Source organism: Actinomadura rayongensis (assembly GCF_009831215.1).
GTDB classification, from domain to species: Bacteria; Actinomycetota; Actinomycetes; order Streptosporangiales; family Streptosporangiaceae; genus Spirillospora; species Spirillospora rayongensis.
Map to the genome: position 1 here is coordinate 1 of NZ_WUTW01000013.1, position 15,922 is coordinate 15,922.

Consider the following 15,922-nt stretch of genomic DNA (forward strand, 5'->3'; position numbering starts at 1 on the left):
CTCGACCTTCAACACCTCCGGCCCACCGTGCTCGTAGATCCGGACAGCCGTCATCGTGCCACTCATCAAAACTCCTGGATTGAAACGTCGGCCCTGCTTGGGAGGGCCGTTGATCATGGGTTGGTGTTCGGGTTCCGGCCCGGCGGAAGGGCGGCGTCCGTGGGGACGGCCGTCCACGTTCCGGTGGTCGCGGATCGGAGGACGGCGTCGGTGAGCCGGACGGCGGCGAGGCCGTCGTCGAAGGTGGGCATCCCTTCGGGCGCCGCGCCGGTGCGGACGGCCGTGTAGACGTCGCCGAGGAACGCCTCGAAGCACCGCTCGTAGCCCTCCGGGTGGCCGGCGGGCAGGACGGTGAGGCGCCGCGCGTCGGGGGAGAGGACCGCGGGGTCGCGGACGAGGAGTTCCGTGCCGGCCCGGCGGCCGAGCCACAGCGTCTCGGGCCGCTCCTGGTCGAAGGCGAGCGACTCGGCCGCGCCGTCGAACTCGATGCGCAGCCGGTTCTTGTGCCCGGCGGAGATCTGGCTGACCAGCAGGGAGCCGAGGGCGCCGCGGTCGGTGGCGAACTGGACGGCGACGGCGTCCTCGGTGTCGACCGCGGCGAGGGACCCGGCCGCCGGAGCGCGGGAGAAGGAGACGCGGGACGGCGCGCGCCGCCGCTCGGCGTGCGCGCGCAGGGTCCGCGCCGTCACGCCGACGATGGTGTGGCCGGACGCGAACTGCGCGAGGTCGCACCAGTGGGAGCCGATGTCGGCGAACGCCCGGGACGCGCCGCCCAGGGACGCGTCGACGCGCCAGTTGTCGTCGTCGGCGTCCAGCAGCCAGTCCTGGAGGTAGCCGCCGTGGATCAGCCGGACGTCGCCGGCGGCGCCGCCGAGCAGGCGCGCGCGGGCCTGCCGGACCAGCGCGTAGTAGCGGTAGACGAACGGGACGGCCGCGACGAGCCCGCTGTCGCGCGCCCGCGCGGCGAGGTCGGCGGCCTCGGCGGTGTCCATCGCGAGCGGCTTCTCGCACACGACGTGCTTCCCGGCGCGCAGCGCCGCCGAGGCCAGCGGCGCGTGCAGGTGGTTGGGGGCGCAGATGTGGACGACGTCCACGTCGTCCGACGCGATGAGCCGTTCGGGGGAGTCGAAGGCCCGCGCGGCGCCCAGCCGCGCGGCGGCCCGCCGCGAGCGCTCGGGCGTCGACGCGGCGACGCCGGTGACCGGGACGCCGTTCAGGCGGGCGGCGCGGGCGTGGACGGCCGCGATCATGCCGGCGCCGACGAGCCCCGCGCGCGGCGCGGTCACGCGTCCGCGCCGGTGAGCAGGGCGCCGAGGCCGTCCAGGTGCGCGGGGCCGAGCAGTTCGTCCACGGCGGTGAGCGCGGCGCCGACCACGCCCGCCCGGTCGGCGTGGGCGGACAGGACGACGCGCAGGTCCCGGGTCGCCAGCGGCAGGGACCGCGCGTAGACGATCTTCCGCAGCGACGGGAGCAGCAGGTCCCCGGCGAGCGAGACGCCGCCGCCGATCACGACCAGCGCGGGGTTGAAGATGTTGACGAGGCTGGTCAGCGCCTCGCCGAGCTGCGCGCCCGCCGTGCTCATCAGGTCGACGCAGTCCGGGTCGCCGTGCGCGGCGGAAGCGCTGACGTCGGCGGCGGTCACGGTGCCGGCCTCGGCGAGCCGCCGCGCCAGCGCCGGGCTCGCGCCGCGCTCGGCGAGGTCGAGCGCGGCCTTGCCGAGCGCGCTGCCGCTCGCGAACGTCTGCAGGCAGCCGGTCTTCCCGCACCGGCACTGCCGCGTGGACGCCGGGTCGAGGCACAGGTGCGCGATGTCGCCCGCGCAGCCCTGCGCCCCCCGGTGCAGGCGCCCGGCCGATACGAGCCCGGCCCCGATCCCGGTGCCGACCTTGACGTAGATGAAGTCGTCCACGCCTTGGGCGATCCCGCTGCGCAGCTCGCCCAGCGCCATCGCGTTGACCTCGTTGTCCACCCACACGCCGACGCCGAACCGCGCCGCCAGCCGCTCCCGGACGGGAAAGTCGTCCCAGCCGGACAGGATCGGCGGAGACACCGGCCGTCCGCTGGCGAACTCCACCGGGCAGGGCAGCCCCACGCCGATGCCCGCGAGCGGGGCGGATCCGGGACGGGCGGCGAGGATCTCGTCCATCATGCGCTCGGCCCGCGCCAGCGTCTCCTCGGGACCGCGCGTCACGTCCCACGGCGCCTCGCGGACCTCCAGCGGCGCGCCGTCCAGCGTCGCCAGGCCCACGGTGAGCCCGGTGACGCCGACCTCGACGCCGAACACGGTCGCCGCCTCGTGGCGGAACCGCAGCTCGCGGGGGGCGCGTCCGCCGGTCGAGCGGCCCTTGCCCCGGTGGGCGAGCAGCCCGGCGTCCACCAGGCGGGCGATGCGCTGGGCGACGACCGTGCGGCCCATGCCCGTCGCGTCGCACAGGTCGTTGGTCGTCGTCAGCCCGCGGGTGCGGACCAGGTCGACGAGTGCCGCCGACATGTCCGCCGCCACGGGCCTCGGCGGGGACACGCGCGTCTCGTTCCGGCCGCCGGTGGGCGCTTTCAATCGGGTCTCCTCACGGTGCGCAAGGGTTGACTTATGTGATCTGCTGGCCTACTTTCCTCGAAATCCGGCAAAAGTTCAACAGTTTCCGGCGTAGCGGTTGGGCGACCAGCACCGGCGCCGTCGCGGACCGGCCTTCGCGGGCGGCCCGCCCCACCCCCCATGACCAGCGGCGACACCGACGGTCATGCAGATCCAGGAGCTGAGCATGAGCGCAACCCCCATCGGCGGACTGGGCCTGACCGCCCTCGCCCTGGCCGTGGGCCTCACGATGGGCCTCACCGCCTGCGCGACCGACGACGGCGGCACCGGCGCGGTAGGCGAGCCCGCCGCGCCGACGACCATCGACGCGGCGCTGGCCAAGACCGTCACCGGCGCCGCCGGGACGGGCCGGGCCACCGGTTCGCCGATCACGATCGGCCTGGTCAACCAGCAGGGCGGCCCGGTCTCCAACCCCGAATTCACCGTCGCCGCCAAGGCCGCCGCCGACTACCTCAACGCCGAGCTCGGCGGCGTCGGCGGACATCCGGTGAAGCTCGCGACCTGCGACATCGTCTCCGCCGAGTCGCAGGGACAGCGCTGCGGGCAGCAGATGCTCGCCGACGACGCGATCAAGCTCGTCGTGCAGGGCGGCCTCAACGTCGGCACCCAGTCCCTGCACGCGACCCTGGACGGCAGGAAACCCGACCTCGTCGCCGTCGCCAACCCGGGACCCGACGTGACGGCCAAGAACACCTACGCGCTCAACGCCAGCTCCCTGGCCGGGCGGGCGTCCACCCCGATCTTCCTGGACACCAGCTCAAGGCGAAGACCGTCGCGATGATCGCCGACGACAACCCGGGCAACCAGGAGATCGCCAAGAGCATCAAGGCGGGCATCGAGGCGCGCGGGCTCACGGTCAAGCTGACGACCTACCCGTCGGGCAGCGCCGACCTGATGAGCCCCATGCAGGCCGTCGGCGCCGGGAACGCCGACGTGATCATGCCGATCGCGGTGACGCCGACCGCGTGCATCGCGATGGCCAAGGCCTACGAGCAGTCCGCGATCACGATCCCGCTGGTGGCGTCCGGGCTGTGCGCGTCCGGCGCCGTCCGCAGGGCGCTCGGCGACCTGCCCAAGTGGATCTTCAGCGGTTCGCTGCTGAACGTCAACGCGCCCGACCCGTCCGGCCACGTCGGGCTCTACCGCGCCGTGATGGCCAAGTACGCGCCGAAGAACACCGAGACGGGCATCAACGCCCCGGCCGGGATGGCGGCGATCTTCGCCGCCGCCAAGATCCTTCAGGCGGCCGGGCCGGACGCGCTCACCGTCGAGAAGATCTCCGCCGCCGCCAAGGCGTACACCGGGCCGCTGCTCATGGGACCGCCGACTCTGAAGTTCGGCTCGATCGCGCCGTTCCCGACCCTCGGCGCCCAGGCGGCGCGGTACTACCGCTACGAGGGCGGCGGGAAGTGGACCGACGCGTCCCAGGGCTGGATCAACCTCCCCGCGTGACGGCGGAACGGACGACCGGAGACTTCACGTGGACCGACTGATCCTCTTCATCCTCCTCGGCGCCGGACCCGGCGCCCTGTACGCGGGACTCGCGCAGAGCCTCGTCCTGACCCACCGCGGCGCGGGCGTCATCAACGTCGGCGCCGGGGCGATGGCGATGTGGGGCGCCTACACCTTCTACGGGCTGCGCGAGGGGCACCTGCTGCTGCCGCTGGTCTATCCCGGCCTCGGCGGGCCGGTGCCCGTCGTCCCGGCCTTCCTGCTCGCGGTCGCGCTGTCGGCGCTGCTCGGCGCGCTGGTCGACGTGGCCGTCCTCAAATGGCTGCGCACCTCGGCGCCGCTGGCCAAGCTCGTCGCGGGGGTCGGGCTGATGCTCACCGTCCAGGCGCTGGTCGTGCTGCGCTTCGGCGGGACGGGCCAGACCGCCCCCCAGGTCCTCGCCGGCGGCAGCGTCAGGATTCTCGGCGGCGCCGTCCCCGTCGTGCGCCTTGAGGTGGCGGGCCTCGCGCTGGCCGCCGGGTTCGCGCTCGCCGCCGCCTACCGCCGCACCCGGTTCGGGCTGGCCACCCGCGCCGCGCAGGAGAACGAGGCCGAGGCGATGATGTCCGGCCTGTCGCCCCGGCGGCTGTCGCTGCTGAACACGACGTTCGCCGGAGCGCTCGCGGGCGCCGTCGGCATCCTCGTCGCCCCGATGACCCAGCTCGACCCCACCACCCTGGCGCTCGCCGTGGTGCCCGCGCTCGGCGCCGCGCTCATCGCCCGCTTCACGTCCTTCACCGTCGCGGCGGCGGCCGGGCTGGGCATGGGCGCGCTCCAGGCGGTCGCGCTGTACCTGCAGACGCTGCCGTGGTTCCCCACGTCCAACGGGCTGCCGATGCCGGGCCTGCCGGACGTGCTGTTCTTCCTCGTCATCGCGGGCGCGCTGATGTGGCGCGGGACGAGCCTGCCGGACCGGGGCGCCCACATCGAGCCCCGGCTTCCCCCGGCGCCCGCGCCGCGCCGGGTGGCCCGGCCCACCGCGATCGGCGTCGCCGTCGGCGCGGTCGCGCTGCTGATCCTGCCGTTCGACCTGCGGCAGGGGCTCGTCAACACGCTCATCGCGGTGATCGCCTGCCTCTCGCTGGTCGTCCTGACCGGGTACGTCGGGCAGGTGTCGCTCGCCCAGTTCGCGTTCGCGGGCCTGTCCGGGCTGGTGGTGTCCAAGATCGGCATCGACCTCGGGATCGGGCCGCCCTGGGCGCCGCTGCTGGGCGTCGCCGCCGCGGCCGTGTTCGGGCTGGTGGACGTCCTGCCCGCGATGCGCGTCCGCGGCGTCCATCTGGCGATCCTCACGCTCGCGGCGGCCGTGGCGCTCCAGAACTTCGGGTTCCACAACCCGTCGTGGGGCGCCGGCGGCCTCGGCTCCCCGGTGTCGTCGCCGGTGCTGTTCGGGATCGACTTCGGGCCGTCCGGGTCGTTCCCGCTGAACGCCGCGCATCCGCCGAGCCCGCTGTTCGGGCTGGTGTGCCTGCTCGTGACGGCGCTGTGCTGCGTCGCGGTGGCCAACCTGCGGCGCAGCGGCCTCGGCCAGCGGATGCTCGCGGTGCGGTCCGGCGAGCGCGCCGCCGCCGCGGCCGGGATCTCCGTGCCCGCCGTCAAGGTCACCGCGTTCGTCATCTCGGCGTTCCTGATGGGCGTCGTCGGCGTGCTCACCGCCTACAACTTCGGCTCGGTCGACCCGGCCAACTTCGGCATCGTCAACACGCTCGTGCTGATCGCCCTGGCCTACCTGGGCGGCATCTCGGTCATCAAGGGCGCGCTGATCGGCGGCATGCTCATGTCCGGCGGCGTCGCCGCCACGATCATGGAGGACTACCTCGGCCTGCCCGCCGACTACCTCCTGCTGTTCGCCGGGGTCTCCCTCATCCTCACCGTCACCACGACGCCCGGCGGGATCGCGCTGGCCCATCGCAAGTCCCGGAACGGTCCGCCGGCCGGCAAGGAGCCCGGACGGATCGCGGCGGTCGCGGAGGCGGCGGGATGAACCAGACACTCGACGTCCGCGGCCTGACCGTCCGGTACGGGGGAGTCACCGCCCTCGACGGCGTCGGCCTGACCGTCGCGCCCGGCGAGCTCGTCGGCCTGATCGGCCCCAACGGCGCGGGGAAGACGACCTTCATCGACGCGGTCTGCGGGTTCACCCGCGCCACCGGGACCGTCCGGCTGGGCCACCGCGACCTGACCGGACGCCGCGCCTACGCCCGCGCCCGCGCCGGGCTCGGACGGTCCTGGCAGGCGGCCGACCTGTACGCCGACCTGACCGTCCGGGAGAACCTCGCCGTCGGCGCCTACCGTCCGGACTGGCGGCGGACGCTCGCCGAGGTGCTGCGCGGACGGGCCCGCCACGACGAGCGCGTCGCGGAACTGCTCGGCATCGAAGACCTCCTGGACCGTCCCGCCGACGGCCTGTCCGCGGGCCAGAGCAAGATGGTCGACCTGGCCCGCGCACTCGCGGCCGACCCCGGCGTGCTGCTGCTGGACGAGCCCGCCGCCGGGCTCAACACCGCGGAGAGCCGCCTGCTCGCGACCCGGCTGCGGACCGTCGTGGACACCGGGACCGGCGTCCTGCTGGTCGACCACGACATGGCGCTGGTGCTCGGCGTCTGCGACCGGATCGTCGTGCTCGACTTCGGCCGCGTCCTCGCCGAGGGAACGCCGCGCGAGATCCAGGACGACGACGCCGTCATCGCCGCCTACCTCGGCCGTACCGCGCGCGGGGACCGGCGAGGAAAAGGAGACCGCCCATGACCGGCCCGTCCCCGCGCCTGGAGGTCCGCGGCCTGTCGGCGGGCTACTTCGGCGCCGCCGTCGTGCGGGACCTCAGCCTGACCGTCGGCGCGGGGGAGGTCGTCGCCCTGCTCGGCCCGAACGGGGCGGGCAAGACGACGACGCTGCGCGCGGTCTCGCGGACGATCGCCCCGATGGCGGGAACCGTCCTGCTGGACGGACGCGACATCGGCGCGCTCCGCCCGCAGGACATCGCCCGCGCCGGACTCGTCCACATGTCCGAGCGGCGCGGCGTCTTCCACGGGCTCACCGTCGAGGAGCACCTGCGCCTGCACGGGCTCGACCCGGCGCTCGCCCACCGGTACTTCCCCGAACTGGAGCCGCTGCGCTCGCGCCGCGCCGGGCTGCTGTCGGGCGGGGAGCAGCAGATGCTCGGCATGGCCCGCGCGCTGGCCCGCCGCCCGGCCGTCCTCATGATCGACGAGCTGAGCAAGGGCCTGGCGCCGGTCATCGTGGAGCGCCTGCTGCCGGTCGTGCGCCGCTACGCCGACGAGTCCGGCGCCGCCGTCCTGCTGGTGGAACAGCAGGTGCAGCTCGCCCTGGAGACCGCCGACCGGGGCTGCGTCCTGTCCCACGGCAGCCTCGCCGAACACGACACCGCCGCGAACCTGCTGGCCAGACGGGACGTGCTCGTCTCCAGCTATCTCGGCGCCACCGCACTGTGAAGGAGGAACACCGTGTTCCGTGAACGCATCATCGTGGACGGCTCGCTGACCGTCACGCCCGGCGGCTACGCGCTGGCCGTCCGGCTGCCGTGGTACCGGGCGCTGCCCGTCAGCGCCGTCGAGCAGCTCGACGTCGCCCTCGACGGGGTCCGCGCGCCCGCCGACGCGATCTCGTTCGAGGTGAACGGCCGCGCCCGGTCGCTCGCCGCGGCCCGCGACGACTGGGACGAGTCCTGGTACGTGCTGGACGACGGCGTCGTCCGCGTCGCCGCCGAGGTCCCGCCCGGATCCGCGCACGAGGTCGAGGTCGTCCTCGGCGTCCGCATCCCGTACCTGCCGGTGGCGGGAAAGCCGCTGCTCATGACCGAGCGCTGTGTCAAGACCATGTCCGTGAAGGAGACCGCGGTATGACCCCGCCGAAACTGGGCGTGACGCTCTACAGCTTCACCCCGTACTTCCACGCCCGCCAGTACACCTTCGAGGACCTGATCCGCATCGTCGGCGAGCGCGGCCTCGGCCCGGGGCTGGAGGTCGTCGGCTTCCAGAGCATCAAGGGCTTCCCCCGGCTCCCCGACGGGTTCGCCGCGCGCTTCCGCCGCCTCGTCGACGACGCCGGGCTGGAGCTGTCGTGCCTCGGCGCCAACGCCGACGCGGGCCTGCGCCAGGACCGGCTGCTCACCGAGGACGAGCTGGTCGAGTACATGCTCGCCCAGCTGGAGGCCGCCCGCACGCTCGGATTCCCGGTCGTCCGCGTCCAGCACTCGGTGACGCCCGACCTGATGGAACGCCTCCTCCCGCACGCCGAACGGCTGGACCTCACGCTCGGCATGGAGATCCACAGCCCGCACAGTGTCGGCCACCCCAAGATCCAGGCGCTCCTCGAACGGTACGAACGGCTCGGCTCGCCGCGTCTCGGCTTCATCCCCGACTGGGGCGCCTCGCTGACGCAGCTTCCGCCGAGCCTGCTGCGCACTTACCGGGACAAGGGCGTCCCGGACGAGCTGCTCACCGCCTTCCGCGACCAGTGGAACGCCTTCCACGCCGAACCGCTCATCATGGACGACGCCGAGCAGGGCGCCCGCTTCCGCCGGATGCGCGAGATCAACGAACGCCTCGGCGGCGACGACGTGTCCGTCCGGATCGGCACCAACTCGGTCGGCCTGTTCGGCCACATGGACCCCGCGGACTGGAAGCAGATCATGCCGTGGGTCGTCCACGTCCACGGCAAGTTCTACGACATCGACGCCGACGGCGCCGAGCCCTCGGCGCCGCACGACATCCTGCTGCGCGATCTCGTGGACGCCGGCTATCAGGGGTACATCTCGACCGAATGGGAGGGCTGGCACTGGAACGAGACCGACGACCCGTTCGCGATGGTCGCCGCGCAGCACCGGCTCAGCGAACGCGTGTTCGCGTCCCTGGCGGCGTCATGACGGAACGTGTGGACCTTCTGGTGATCGGCAGCGGCCCGGCGGGCGCCGCGTTCGCCCGCCGCGCCCTCGACACGGCCCCGGACGCGTCCGTCCTCATCGTCGAGGCCGGTCCGCGCCTCACCGACGTCCCCGGGGAGAACGTGCGGAACGTCCCGGCGGCGCTGCGCAGAGAGCTGCAGGAGCGGGTCAGCGGGCCGCAGCCGGACGGGTTCCGGCCGTTCGGCGCCCGTCCGCTGCACGCCCGTCCCGGCACGGTCCTGATCCGCGACGACGACGGGACCGGCGACGGCCAGGACGGGATGCCCGCCGCCGCGTACTCCGCCAACGTCGGCGGCATGGGCGCGCACTGGACGTGCGCCGTGCCGCGTCCCGGCGGCGGCGAGCGCGTGCCGTTCATCGACGCCGGCGAGATGGACGCCGCCCTGGACGTCGCCGAACGCCTCCTCCGCGCCACGACCGCCGGGTTCCGTCCCACGCCCACCGGCGACGCCGTCCGCCGGACGCTCGCCGAGCGCTACGACCACCGGCTGCCCGCCGGGCGCCGGACCGGCCCGATGCCGCTCGCCTGCGTTCCCTCTCCGGACGGGCCGCCGCGCTGGGCCGGCGCCGACACGATCCTCGGCGCCGCGGCGGGCCGGGTCGCGCTCCGCCCCGGCGCCGTCGCCCGCCGCCTGCTGCTGGACGGCGACCGCGTCACCGGCGCCGAGATCGTGGACGCGCGCACCGGCGAGGCGTCCACGATCTCGGCCGGCACGGTCGCGGTGGCCTGCGACGCGCTGCGCACCCCGCAGCTCCTCTGGGCGTCCGGGCTGCGGCTGCCCGCGCTCGGCCGGTACCTCAACGATCAGCCGCAGGTCGTCGTCGGGGCGCGCGTCGATCTGCCGTCCACGACCGTCCGGGACGCGACCGACCCGCGCGACGCGCTCACCGGCGTGTCCTGGGTGCCGTTCGCCGACGACGTCCACCCGTTCCACGGCCAGGTCATGCAGCTCGACGCGTCGCCCATCGCGATCCACGTGGGCGACGCGCCCGACCCGCGGCCGATGGTCGGCCTCGGCTGGTTCCTGCCGAAGGACGTCCGCGCCGACGACCGCGTCCGGTTCGACGACGACGACCCGGACGCCTACGGTCTCCCGCGCATCCACATCGACTACGGGCTCACCGACGCCGACCGGGAACAGGTGCGCCGCGCGGTGAAGGAACTGGAAGGGCTGGCCGCCGACCTCGGCGAGCAGACCCGCGTCCCCGACCTGCTCCCCGCGGGAAGCTCACTGCACTACCAGGGGAGCGTGCGGATGGGGCCGGCCGACGACGGCACGAGCGTCTGCGACGACCGCGGACGCGTCTGGGGATTCCGGAACCTGTTCGTCGGCGGCAACGGCGTCATCCCGACGGCCACCGCCTGCAATCCCACGCTCACCGCCGTGGCGCTGGTCGTCCGGTCGGTCGAGGCGATGGCGCTGACGTCCGGAAAGGGGAGGTGAACCGATGCCGCGACCGCACACGCTGTTCACCGGGCAATGGGTCGACCTGCCCTTCGAGGAGGTCTGCCGCAAGGCGGCCGGCTGGGGGTTCGACGGGCTGGAGATCGCCTGCGACCCCCGCCACTTCGACGTCCACCGCGCCGCGCACGACCCGGCCTACGTCGCCGGGCGCCGCGCGATCCTCGACGCGCACGGCCTCGGCTGCTGGGCGATCTCCGCGCACCTCGTCGGCCAGGCCGTCTGCGACGACCCGATCGACGCCCGCCACCGCGCGATCGTGCCCGCCTCCGTCTGGGGCGACGGCGACCCCGAGGGCGTCCGGCGGCGGGCCGCCGCGACCCTAGAGACGACCGCGCGCGCGGCGCGAGCCTTCGGCGTCGACACGGTCGTCGGCTTCACCGGGTCGAGCATCTGGCCGTTCGTCGCCATGTTCCCGCCCGTCTCCGAGGACGTCATCGACGCCGGATACCGGGATTTCGCCGCCCGCTGGACGCCGATCCTCGACGTGTTCGCGGCGGAGGGCGTCCGGTTCGCGCTGGAGGTCCACCCGTCCGAGATCGCCTACGACTACTGGACGGCGCACCGCGCGCTGGAGGCCGTGGCCGGTCATCCCGCCTTCGGCTTCAACTGGGACCCCTCGCACCTCATGTGGCAGCGGATCGACGTGCGAGGCTTCCTGTGGGACTTCCGCGACCGGATCTTCCACGTCGACTGCAAGGACACCCGGGTCGTCCTCGACGGCCGGAACGGCGTCCTCGGGTCCCACCTGCCGTGGGGCGATCCGCGCCGGGGCTTCGACTTCGTGTCCGTCGGCCACGGCGACGTGCCCTGGGAGGACTGCGTCCGGATGCTCAACGCGATCGGCTACGACGGCCCGATCTCCGTGGAATGGGAGGACTCGGGAATGTCGCGCGACGAGGGCGCCCCGGCGAGCCTGGCGTTCCTGCGCAGCCTGGACTTCGCGCCGTCCACGACCCGCTTCGACGCCGCCTTCGGCCCACCTGGTTCCCCGTGAAGGCGCCCCGCCTTCGCGGCGGCGCCCCTCGAGCCACGCCGGGGCAGGTCAGGCGGTGGGCCTCTCGGTGAGCTCCCACCGGTCGCCGTGGCCGGTGGCGATCGCGATCGCCTCGATCGCCCGCCGGGCCGCCGCCGGATCATCGACGAAGGCGACGGCGGCTTCGAGGCCGACCGGCGGCCCGCCGCCGAGGCTCGCGGCCACGGCGACCATCCGCCGGTCACGATCCGGCACGTCGGCGTCCGCCGCGAAGCCGACGACCGCCGCCCAATCGGTGACCTGCCCCATCCGCACGATGTCGCCCATGTCCCACACCAGGTCCATGATGCCCACGAGGTCACCGAAGCCCGGTTGGTCCGGAATTTTGGTGAAGGTCAGCAGATGCACGGCGGCCCGCCGGCCGAGCGAGGCGCCGGTGACGATGTCGATGTCCAGGACTCCCCGGATCTCATCACCGGTGAACCCGGAGGCGAAGTCCGGCCGGGGAGCCCTCCGATGAAGCGGCGGCGCCGCATCAGGGTCGGCCGGCAGTTCCGCCACCCGCAGGCACTCCGCACACGGCGGCAACGCGGCGATGTCGACGCACGTGTCACTGAGATGCAGGTTGTACGCGATGTCGATCGCCCATTGATCGCTGCCCCACACCGGACGCTCCGGAGTCGAACACAGGGTGAGACCCTTCTCCCCGCCGTCCGCGCCGGGCGTGTCGTCGAGGTCCAGGTCCACGGACAGATGCCGCAACGTGCCGTCCGTACACGGTCGAGGTGTCATCGGGCCTTCCTCACCACCGGGTGCTTCGCCGCCCGCTTACCACAACGAAGTCTACCCCCGCAACAGGCCCGCGCCGCGGCTCGTCCGGTCCCTGCGGACGAGCCGCGGCCCGGCAGGTTCGCCCGCGACAACGGCGGCGAAGATCGATCTCAACGTCGTGTCGCCCGGCTCCGCGCGAGTGTTTCGATCTCGGCGCGGGACGGGCTGGAGGAGAGCGCTCCGCGTCGCGTGGTGGACAGGGCGGCTGCGGCGGCGGCCCAGCGCGCCGCCGCGCGCAGGTCGCGGCCCTCGGCGAGCGCGACGGCGAGTGCCCCGCAGAAGGTGTCGCCCGCCGCGGTGGTGTCGATCGGGACGATGGGGAAGGCGGGCAGATGGAGGTGGGACGCTGCGTCGATCAGGAGCACTCCGTCGCCGCCCAGGGTGACGACGAAGTCCGCGCGGTGCGTCAGTCGGCGGGCGGCGGCGACGACCTGGTCCAGCGTCGCGGGAACGGGGGTCCGGGCGAGCGTGGCGAGTTCGACGCGGTTGGGGATCACCAGGTCGGTGCCGGGCGGGATGTCGCCCGTGACGTCGGCCGGTGCCGGGTTGTAGAGAATCAGCCCGCCGGAGAGCCGGGCGGCCGTGCGGCCGGCCGCGTCGGGCACTTCCCGTTGGAACAGCGTGACGTCGGCGCGGCGGAGGACGGGCGCCGCCGCCTCGACGTCGAGCGCCGTCACCGAGCCGTTGGCCCCGGGACTGACGACGATGGAGTTCTCACCGTGTTCGTCGACGGTGATGAGCGCCCGCCCGGTGGGGACGCCGGCCGTGAGCCGCACGTGCGCGGTGTCGACTCCCTCGGCGCGCAGGGACGCGATCATCGCCGTCCCTTCGGGGTCGTCCCCGACCCGTCCGATCATCGTGACGGTGCCGCCGGCGCGGGCGGCGGCGACCGCCTGGTTGGCGCCCTTCCCGCCGGGGCGGGCGACGGGCGGCCCGCCCGGCACGGTCTCGCCGGGGGCGGGCAGGCGCCGGACGGCGACGGTCAGGTCCTGGTTGAGGCTGCCGACGACCGCGATCATGCCCGGCCGGCCGGTTCGTGCGCGAGGGCGTTGATCGCGGTGGTGAAGTCGGCCGCGACGGCGTCGGCGTCGATCTCGGTGACGACGTCGGTCGGCGGGGCCTGGCCGGGGCCGGCGTGCTGCTCGGACTCCCCGCTGCGCGCGCGCCGGTCCACGATCGTCTGGCCGCGTCCGGTCCCGGCGAGCTGGACGGTCGTCGGGAGCCGTTCGACCGTGCCGTTCTCGGGGCGGGCGAGGTAGCACGCGGCGCCCGCGTCGCCGATTCCGACGGGCGCGGCGAGCGGATCGTGCCGTCCGTAGGCGGTCAGAAGGCTCCCCACGAACCGGTGCGGCGGATGGGGCGAGGACGCCCAGGCGGCGACGGCGGACCGGGCGAGGCGGGGACGCTCGAACACCTCCAGCCCGTACATCGTGACGGGCAGGCCGCTGTGCAGCACGACGTGGAGGGCTTCGGGGTCGTGCCAGGCGTTGAACTCGGCGACGGGCGTGGCGTTCCCGACGGCGAGGGCGCCGCCCATGAACACGATGCGGGCGAGCCGCGCCGCATGGTCGGGGAACGTCCGCAGGAACAGGGCGACGTTGGTGAGCGGGCCGAGGGCGAGAAGGGTGACGGGTTCGGCGCTGCGCTCGATGGTCGTGCGGATGAGGTCGACGGCCGCGCCCGGGACCGGACGGCGCCCGGACGGCGCGAGCGCCAGGTCCCCGAGCCCGTCCGAACCGTGGAAGCCGTGGGCGTGCCGCGGCGGGCTGACGAGCGGGCGGCGCGCGCCCGTCGCGACGGGCACCGGGGGAGCGCCGACCCCGTCCAGGACGGTCAGGGTGTTGGCGACGACCTGTTCCACGTGGGTGTTCCCGGCGACGCAGGTGACGGCGCGCAGGTCGGCGTGCGGCGTCGCGGTGAGGTAGGCGAGGGCGAGCGCGTCGTCGAGGCCGGTGTCGACGTCGGCGATGACGGGGATCACGGGGTCTCCTCCCCTCGGCGCAGGACGCGGCGCAGGAACGCCACGCCGCGGTCGATGAACGGTTCGGGGTCGGTCCCCGCGAACGCGTGGCCCGCGCCGGGGACGACGACGAGTTCGGCGGGCACGCCGTGGGCGGCGCAGGCGGCGGCGAGCCGTTCGCTGTGCTCGACCGGGACGACCGTGTCGGCGGCCCCGTGGACCAGGAGCAGCGGGGCGGACCGGGCGTCGACGTGGTGCAGCGCGCCGGCCTCGCGCGCGAGGTCGGGCCGGTCGCCGAGGAGGGCGGCGGCGGGTCCGTCGGTCATCGTGGTGAGGTCGGACGGTCCGTACCAGACGACGCCCGCGTGGACCCGGCTCGACGGTCCGGTGACGCCCTGTTCGCCCTCCAGCTCGGCACGGTCGCCGGTGGTGGCCAGGAGCGCCGCGAGATGCCCCCCGGCGGACTCGCCCCAGACGCCGACGCGTCCGGGGTCCACGCCCAGCGCGGCGGCGTGGTGCTTCAGCCAGCGGACGGCGCTCTTGACGTCGTGGAGCTGCGCGGGCCAGGACGCCTCGCCGCTGAGCCGGTACTGGACGGAGGCGAAGGCGAGGCCGGCGGCGACCGTCCGGTCCCGGATCAGCGCGGTGGAGAACGGCCCGGCGGTGTGCTTGTTGGTGCCCCAGGTCCATGCGCCGCCGTGCAGCCAGACCACGACGGGGACGGGTCCTTCGGCGTCCGGGACGTCGATGTCGAGCAGCAGGGGCCGGAAGCCGCGCAGCCGGGCGACGATCGCGTCCCGGTGGCGCGTCCGGCCGGGTGCCCGCTCGGGCTCGGGGAACTCGAAGTCGGGATAGGGGTACAGCTCGGCTTCGACGGGGTTCACCGGGCACCGTCCAGGCGGCTCGCGAACCAGTCGGCGGTGAGCGCGACGACGGCGGACGACCGGTCCTCGCCCGGACCGAGGACGTTGAAGATGTGGTCCGCGCCGGCGACCTTGACGGTGGTGACGTCGCCGCTCGCGACCGCGCCCGCCAGGGCGAGGGAGGCCGCCGGGTCCACCGCGTCGTCGTCGGATCCGGCGACGGCGAGCACGGGCCGGTCGAAGCCGGCGAGCGCGGCCCGAAGGTCGATCGCGCGGATCTCGTCCCACCAGGCGCGGGAGAACGTGAACCGCGTGAACCCGAGGTCGACGGTGGCGTGGTCGCCGGCCCCGGCGAACGCGGGCGCCAAGGGCGCGAACGCTCCGTCGGCGATGCCGGACGACCACGTCGCCAGCCCAGCGAGCCCCGGCTCGGCCCCGGCGAGCAGCGCCGCGATCATGCCGCCCTGGGAGAAGCCGAGCACGGCGACGCGGTCGGCGTCGATGTCGTCGCGTCCGCGCAGCCACCGATAGGCCAGGCGGGCGTCGGACAGTTCGCCGGTGACGGTGAGGTCGGTCTGCGGACGGGTGCTGGCGCCGCATCCGGCGAAGTCGATGCGCAGGGACGCGACGCCGGACGCGGCGAGGGCGGACGCCAGGCGGGCGAACATTCCGCCGACCTCGTCGCGGTGGCTGGCGGTGCCGTGCAGCAGCAGGACGGCCGGGGCGGGCCCGTCGCCGTTGGGACGGGTCAGGGCGGCGGGGACGCCGCCCTGCGGAGAGGGGACGGTGATGGGGTGGTCGGTCATCGTCGGTCCTTG

16 protein-coding genes are annotated in these 15,922 nt (G+C 74.3%); 9 read left to right on the top strand and 7 right to left on the bottom strand.

The features are described from left to right. Positions 1–113 precede the first annotated feature (113 nt). Both GQ466_RS30260 and GQ466_RS30265 read right to left on the bottom strand, forming a co-directional pair. Positions 114–1,286 (bottom strand): Gfo/Idh/MocA family protein, encoded by a 1,173-nt coding sequence (locus GQ466_RS30260; RefSeq protein ID WP_337193683.1) that lies wholly within the window; start codon positions 1,284–1,286, stop codon positions 114–116. Further along, positions 1,283–2,521 (bottom strand): ROK family protein, encoded by a 1,239-nt coding sequence (locus GQ466_RS30265; protein WP_161106508.1) that lies wholly within the window; start codon positions 2,519–2,521, stop codon positions 1,283–1,285. The genes GQ466_RS30260 and GQ466_RS30265 overlap by 4 nt, the downstream gene beginning before the upstream one ends. 241 nt (positions 2,522–2,762) lie before the next feature. Between GQ466_RS30265 and GQ466_RS32535 the strand changes: the two genes are divergently transcribed. Genes GQ466_RS32535 through GQ466_RS30310 form a run of 9 tightly spaced genes read left to right on the top strand, consistent with a single transcriptional unit; the run spans position 2,763 to position 11,471 of the window. After that, on the top strand, positions 2,763–3,377 hold the full coding sequence (locus tag GQ466_RS32535; protein ID WP_161106509.1) for an ABC transporter substrate-binding protein: 615 nt from the start codon (positions 2,763–2,765) through the stop codon (positions 3,375–3,377). Continuing rightward, positions 3,374–4,048: an ABC transporter substrate-binding protein gene (locus GQ466_RS32540; RefSeq protein WP_161106510.1), complete on the top strand. Its 675-nt coding sequence runs from the start codon at positions 3,374–3,376 to the stop codon at positions 4,046–4,048. The genes GQ466_RS32535 and GQ466_RS32540 overlap by 4 nt, the downstream gene beginning before the upstream one ends. Before the next feature lie 28 nt (positions 4,049–4,076). Next, on the top strand, positions 4,077–6,071 hold the full coding sequence (locus GQ466_RS30280; protein ID WP_161106511.1) for an ABC transporter permease subunit: 1,995 nt from the start codon (positions 4,077–4,079) through the stop codon (positions 6,069–6,071). After that, entirely contained in the window at positions 6,068–6,835 is a 768-nt protein-coding gene (locus tag GQ466_RS30285) for an ABC transporter ATP-binding protein (RefSeq protein ID WP_161106512.1), read from the top strand. The genes GQ466_RS30280 and GQ466_RS30285 overlap by 4 nt, the downstream gene beginning before the upstream one ends. Next, positions 6,832–7,539, top strand: a complete 708-nt coding sequence (locus GQ466_RS30290) for an ABC transporter ATP-binding protein (RefSeq protein ID WP_161106513.1) — start codon at positions 6,832–6,834, stop codon at positions 7,537–7,539. Before GQ466_RS30285 ends, GQ466_RS30290 begins: the two co-directional genes overlap by 4 nt. A gap of 12 nt (positions 7,540–7,551) precedes the next feature. Further along, positions 7,552–7,950: a C-glycoside deglycosidase beta subunit domain-containing protein gene (locus GQ466_RS30295; RefSeq protein ID WP_161106514.1), complete on the top strand. Its 399-nt coding sequence runs from the start codon at positions 7,552–7,554 to the stop codon at positions 7,948–7,950. Then, on the top strand, positions 7,947–8,972 hold the full coding sequence (locus tag GQ466_RS30300; RefSeq protein WP_161106515.1) for a sugar phosphate isomerase/epimerase family protein: 1,026 nt from the start codon (positions 7,947–7,949) through the stop codon (positions 8,970–8,972). The genes GQ466_RS30295 and GQ466_RS30300 overlap by 4 nt, the downstream gene beginning before the upstream one ends. Then, positions 8,969–10,456, top strand: a complete 1,488-nt coding sequence (locus GQ466_RS30305; RefSeq protein WP_161106516.1) for a GMC oxidoreductase — start codon at positions 8,969–8,971, stop codon at positions 10,454–10,456. The genes GQ466_RS30300 and GQ466_RS30305 overlap by 4 nt, the downstream gene beginning before the upstream one ends. Positions 10,457–10,460: 4 nt before the next feature. Next, positions 10,461–11,471, top strand: a complete 1,011-nt coding sequence (locus GQ466_RS30310) for a sugar phosphate isomerase/epimerase family protein (RefSeq protein WP_161106517.1) — start codon at positions 10,461–10,463, stop codon at positions 11,469–11,471. 48 nt (positions 11,472–11,519) lie between these two features. On the opposite strand, the gene GQ466_RS30315 is transcribed toward GQ466_RS30310, so the two are convergent. The 5 genes from GQ466_RS30315 to GQ466_RS30335 all read right to left on the bottom strand — a co-directional run bounded on the left by GQ466_RS30315 (position 11,520) and on the right by GQ466_RS30335 (position 15,910). Next, positions 11,520–12,197, bottom strand: a complete 678-nt coding sequence (locus GQ466_RS30315; RefSeq protein ID WP_202421337.1) for a hypothetical protein — start codon at positions 12,195–12,197, stop codon at positions 11,520–11,522. A 194-nt stretch (positions 12,198–12,391) separates the two neighbouring features. After that, positions 12,392–13,300, bottom strand: coding sequence for a PfkB family carbohydrate kinase (locus GQ466_RS30320; RefSeq protein WP_161106519.1), 909 nt, complete (start codon positions 13,298–13,300; stop codon positions 12,392–12,394). Beyond that, positions 13,297–14,262: a nucleoside hydrolase gene (locus GQ466_RS30325; protein WP_161106520.1), complete on the bottom strand. Its 966-nt coding sequence runs from the start codon at positions 14,260–14,262 to the stop codon at positions 13,297–13,299. The genes GQ466_RS30320 and GQ466_RS30325 overlap by 4 nt, the downstream gene beginning before the upstream one ends. Then, positions 14,259–15,125: an alpha/beta hydrolase fold domain-containing protein gene (locus GQ466_RS30330; protein WP_202421338.1), complete on the bottom strand. Its 867-nt coding sequence runs from the start codon at positions 15,123–15,125 to the stop codon at positions 14,259–14,261. Before GQ466_RS30330 ends, GQ466_RS30325 begins: the two co-directional genes overlap by 4 nt. Then, positions 15,122–15,910: an alpha/beta hydrolase family protein gene (locus GQ466_RS30335; protein ID WP_161106521.1), complete on the bottom strand. Its 789-nt coding sequence runs from the start codon at positions 15,908–15,910 to the stop codon at positions 15,122–15,124. Before GQ466_RS30335 ends, GQ466_RS30330 begins: the two co-directional genes overlap by 4 nt. Positions 15,911–15,922: the final 12 nt, after the last annotated feature.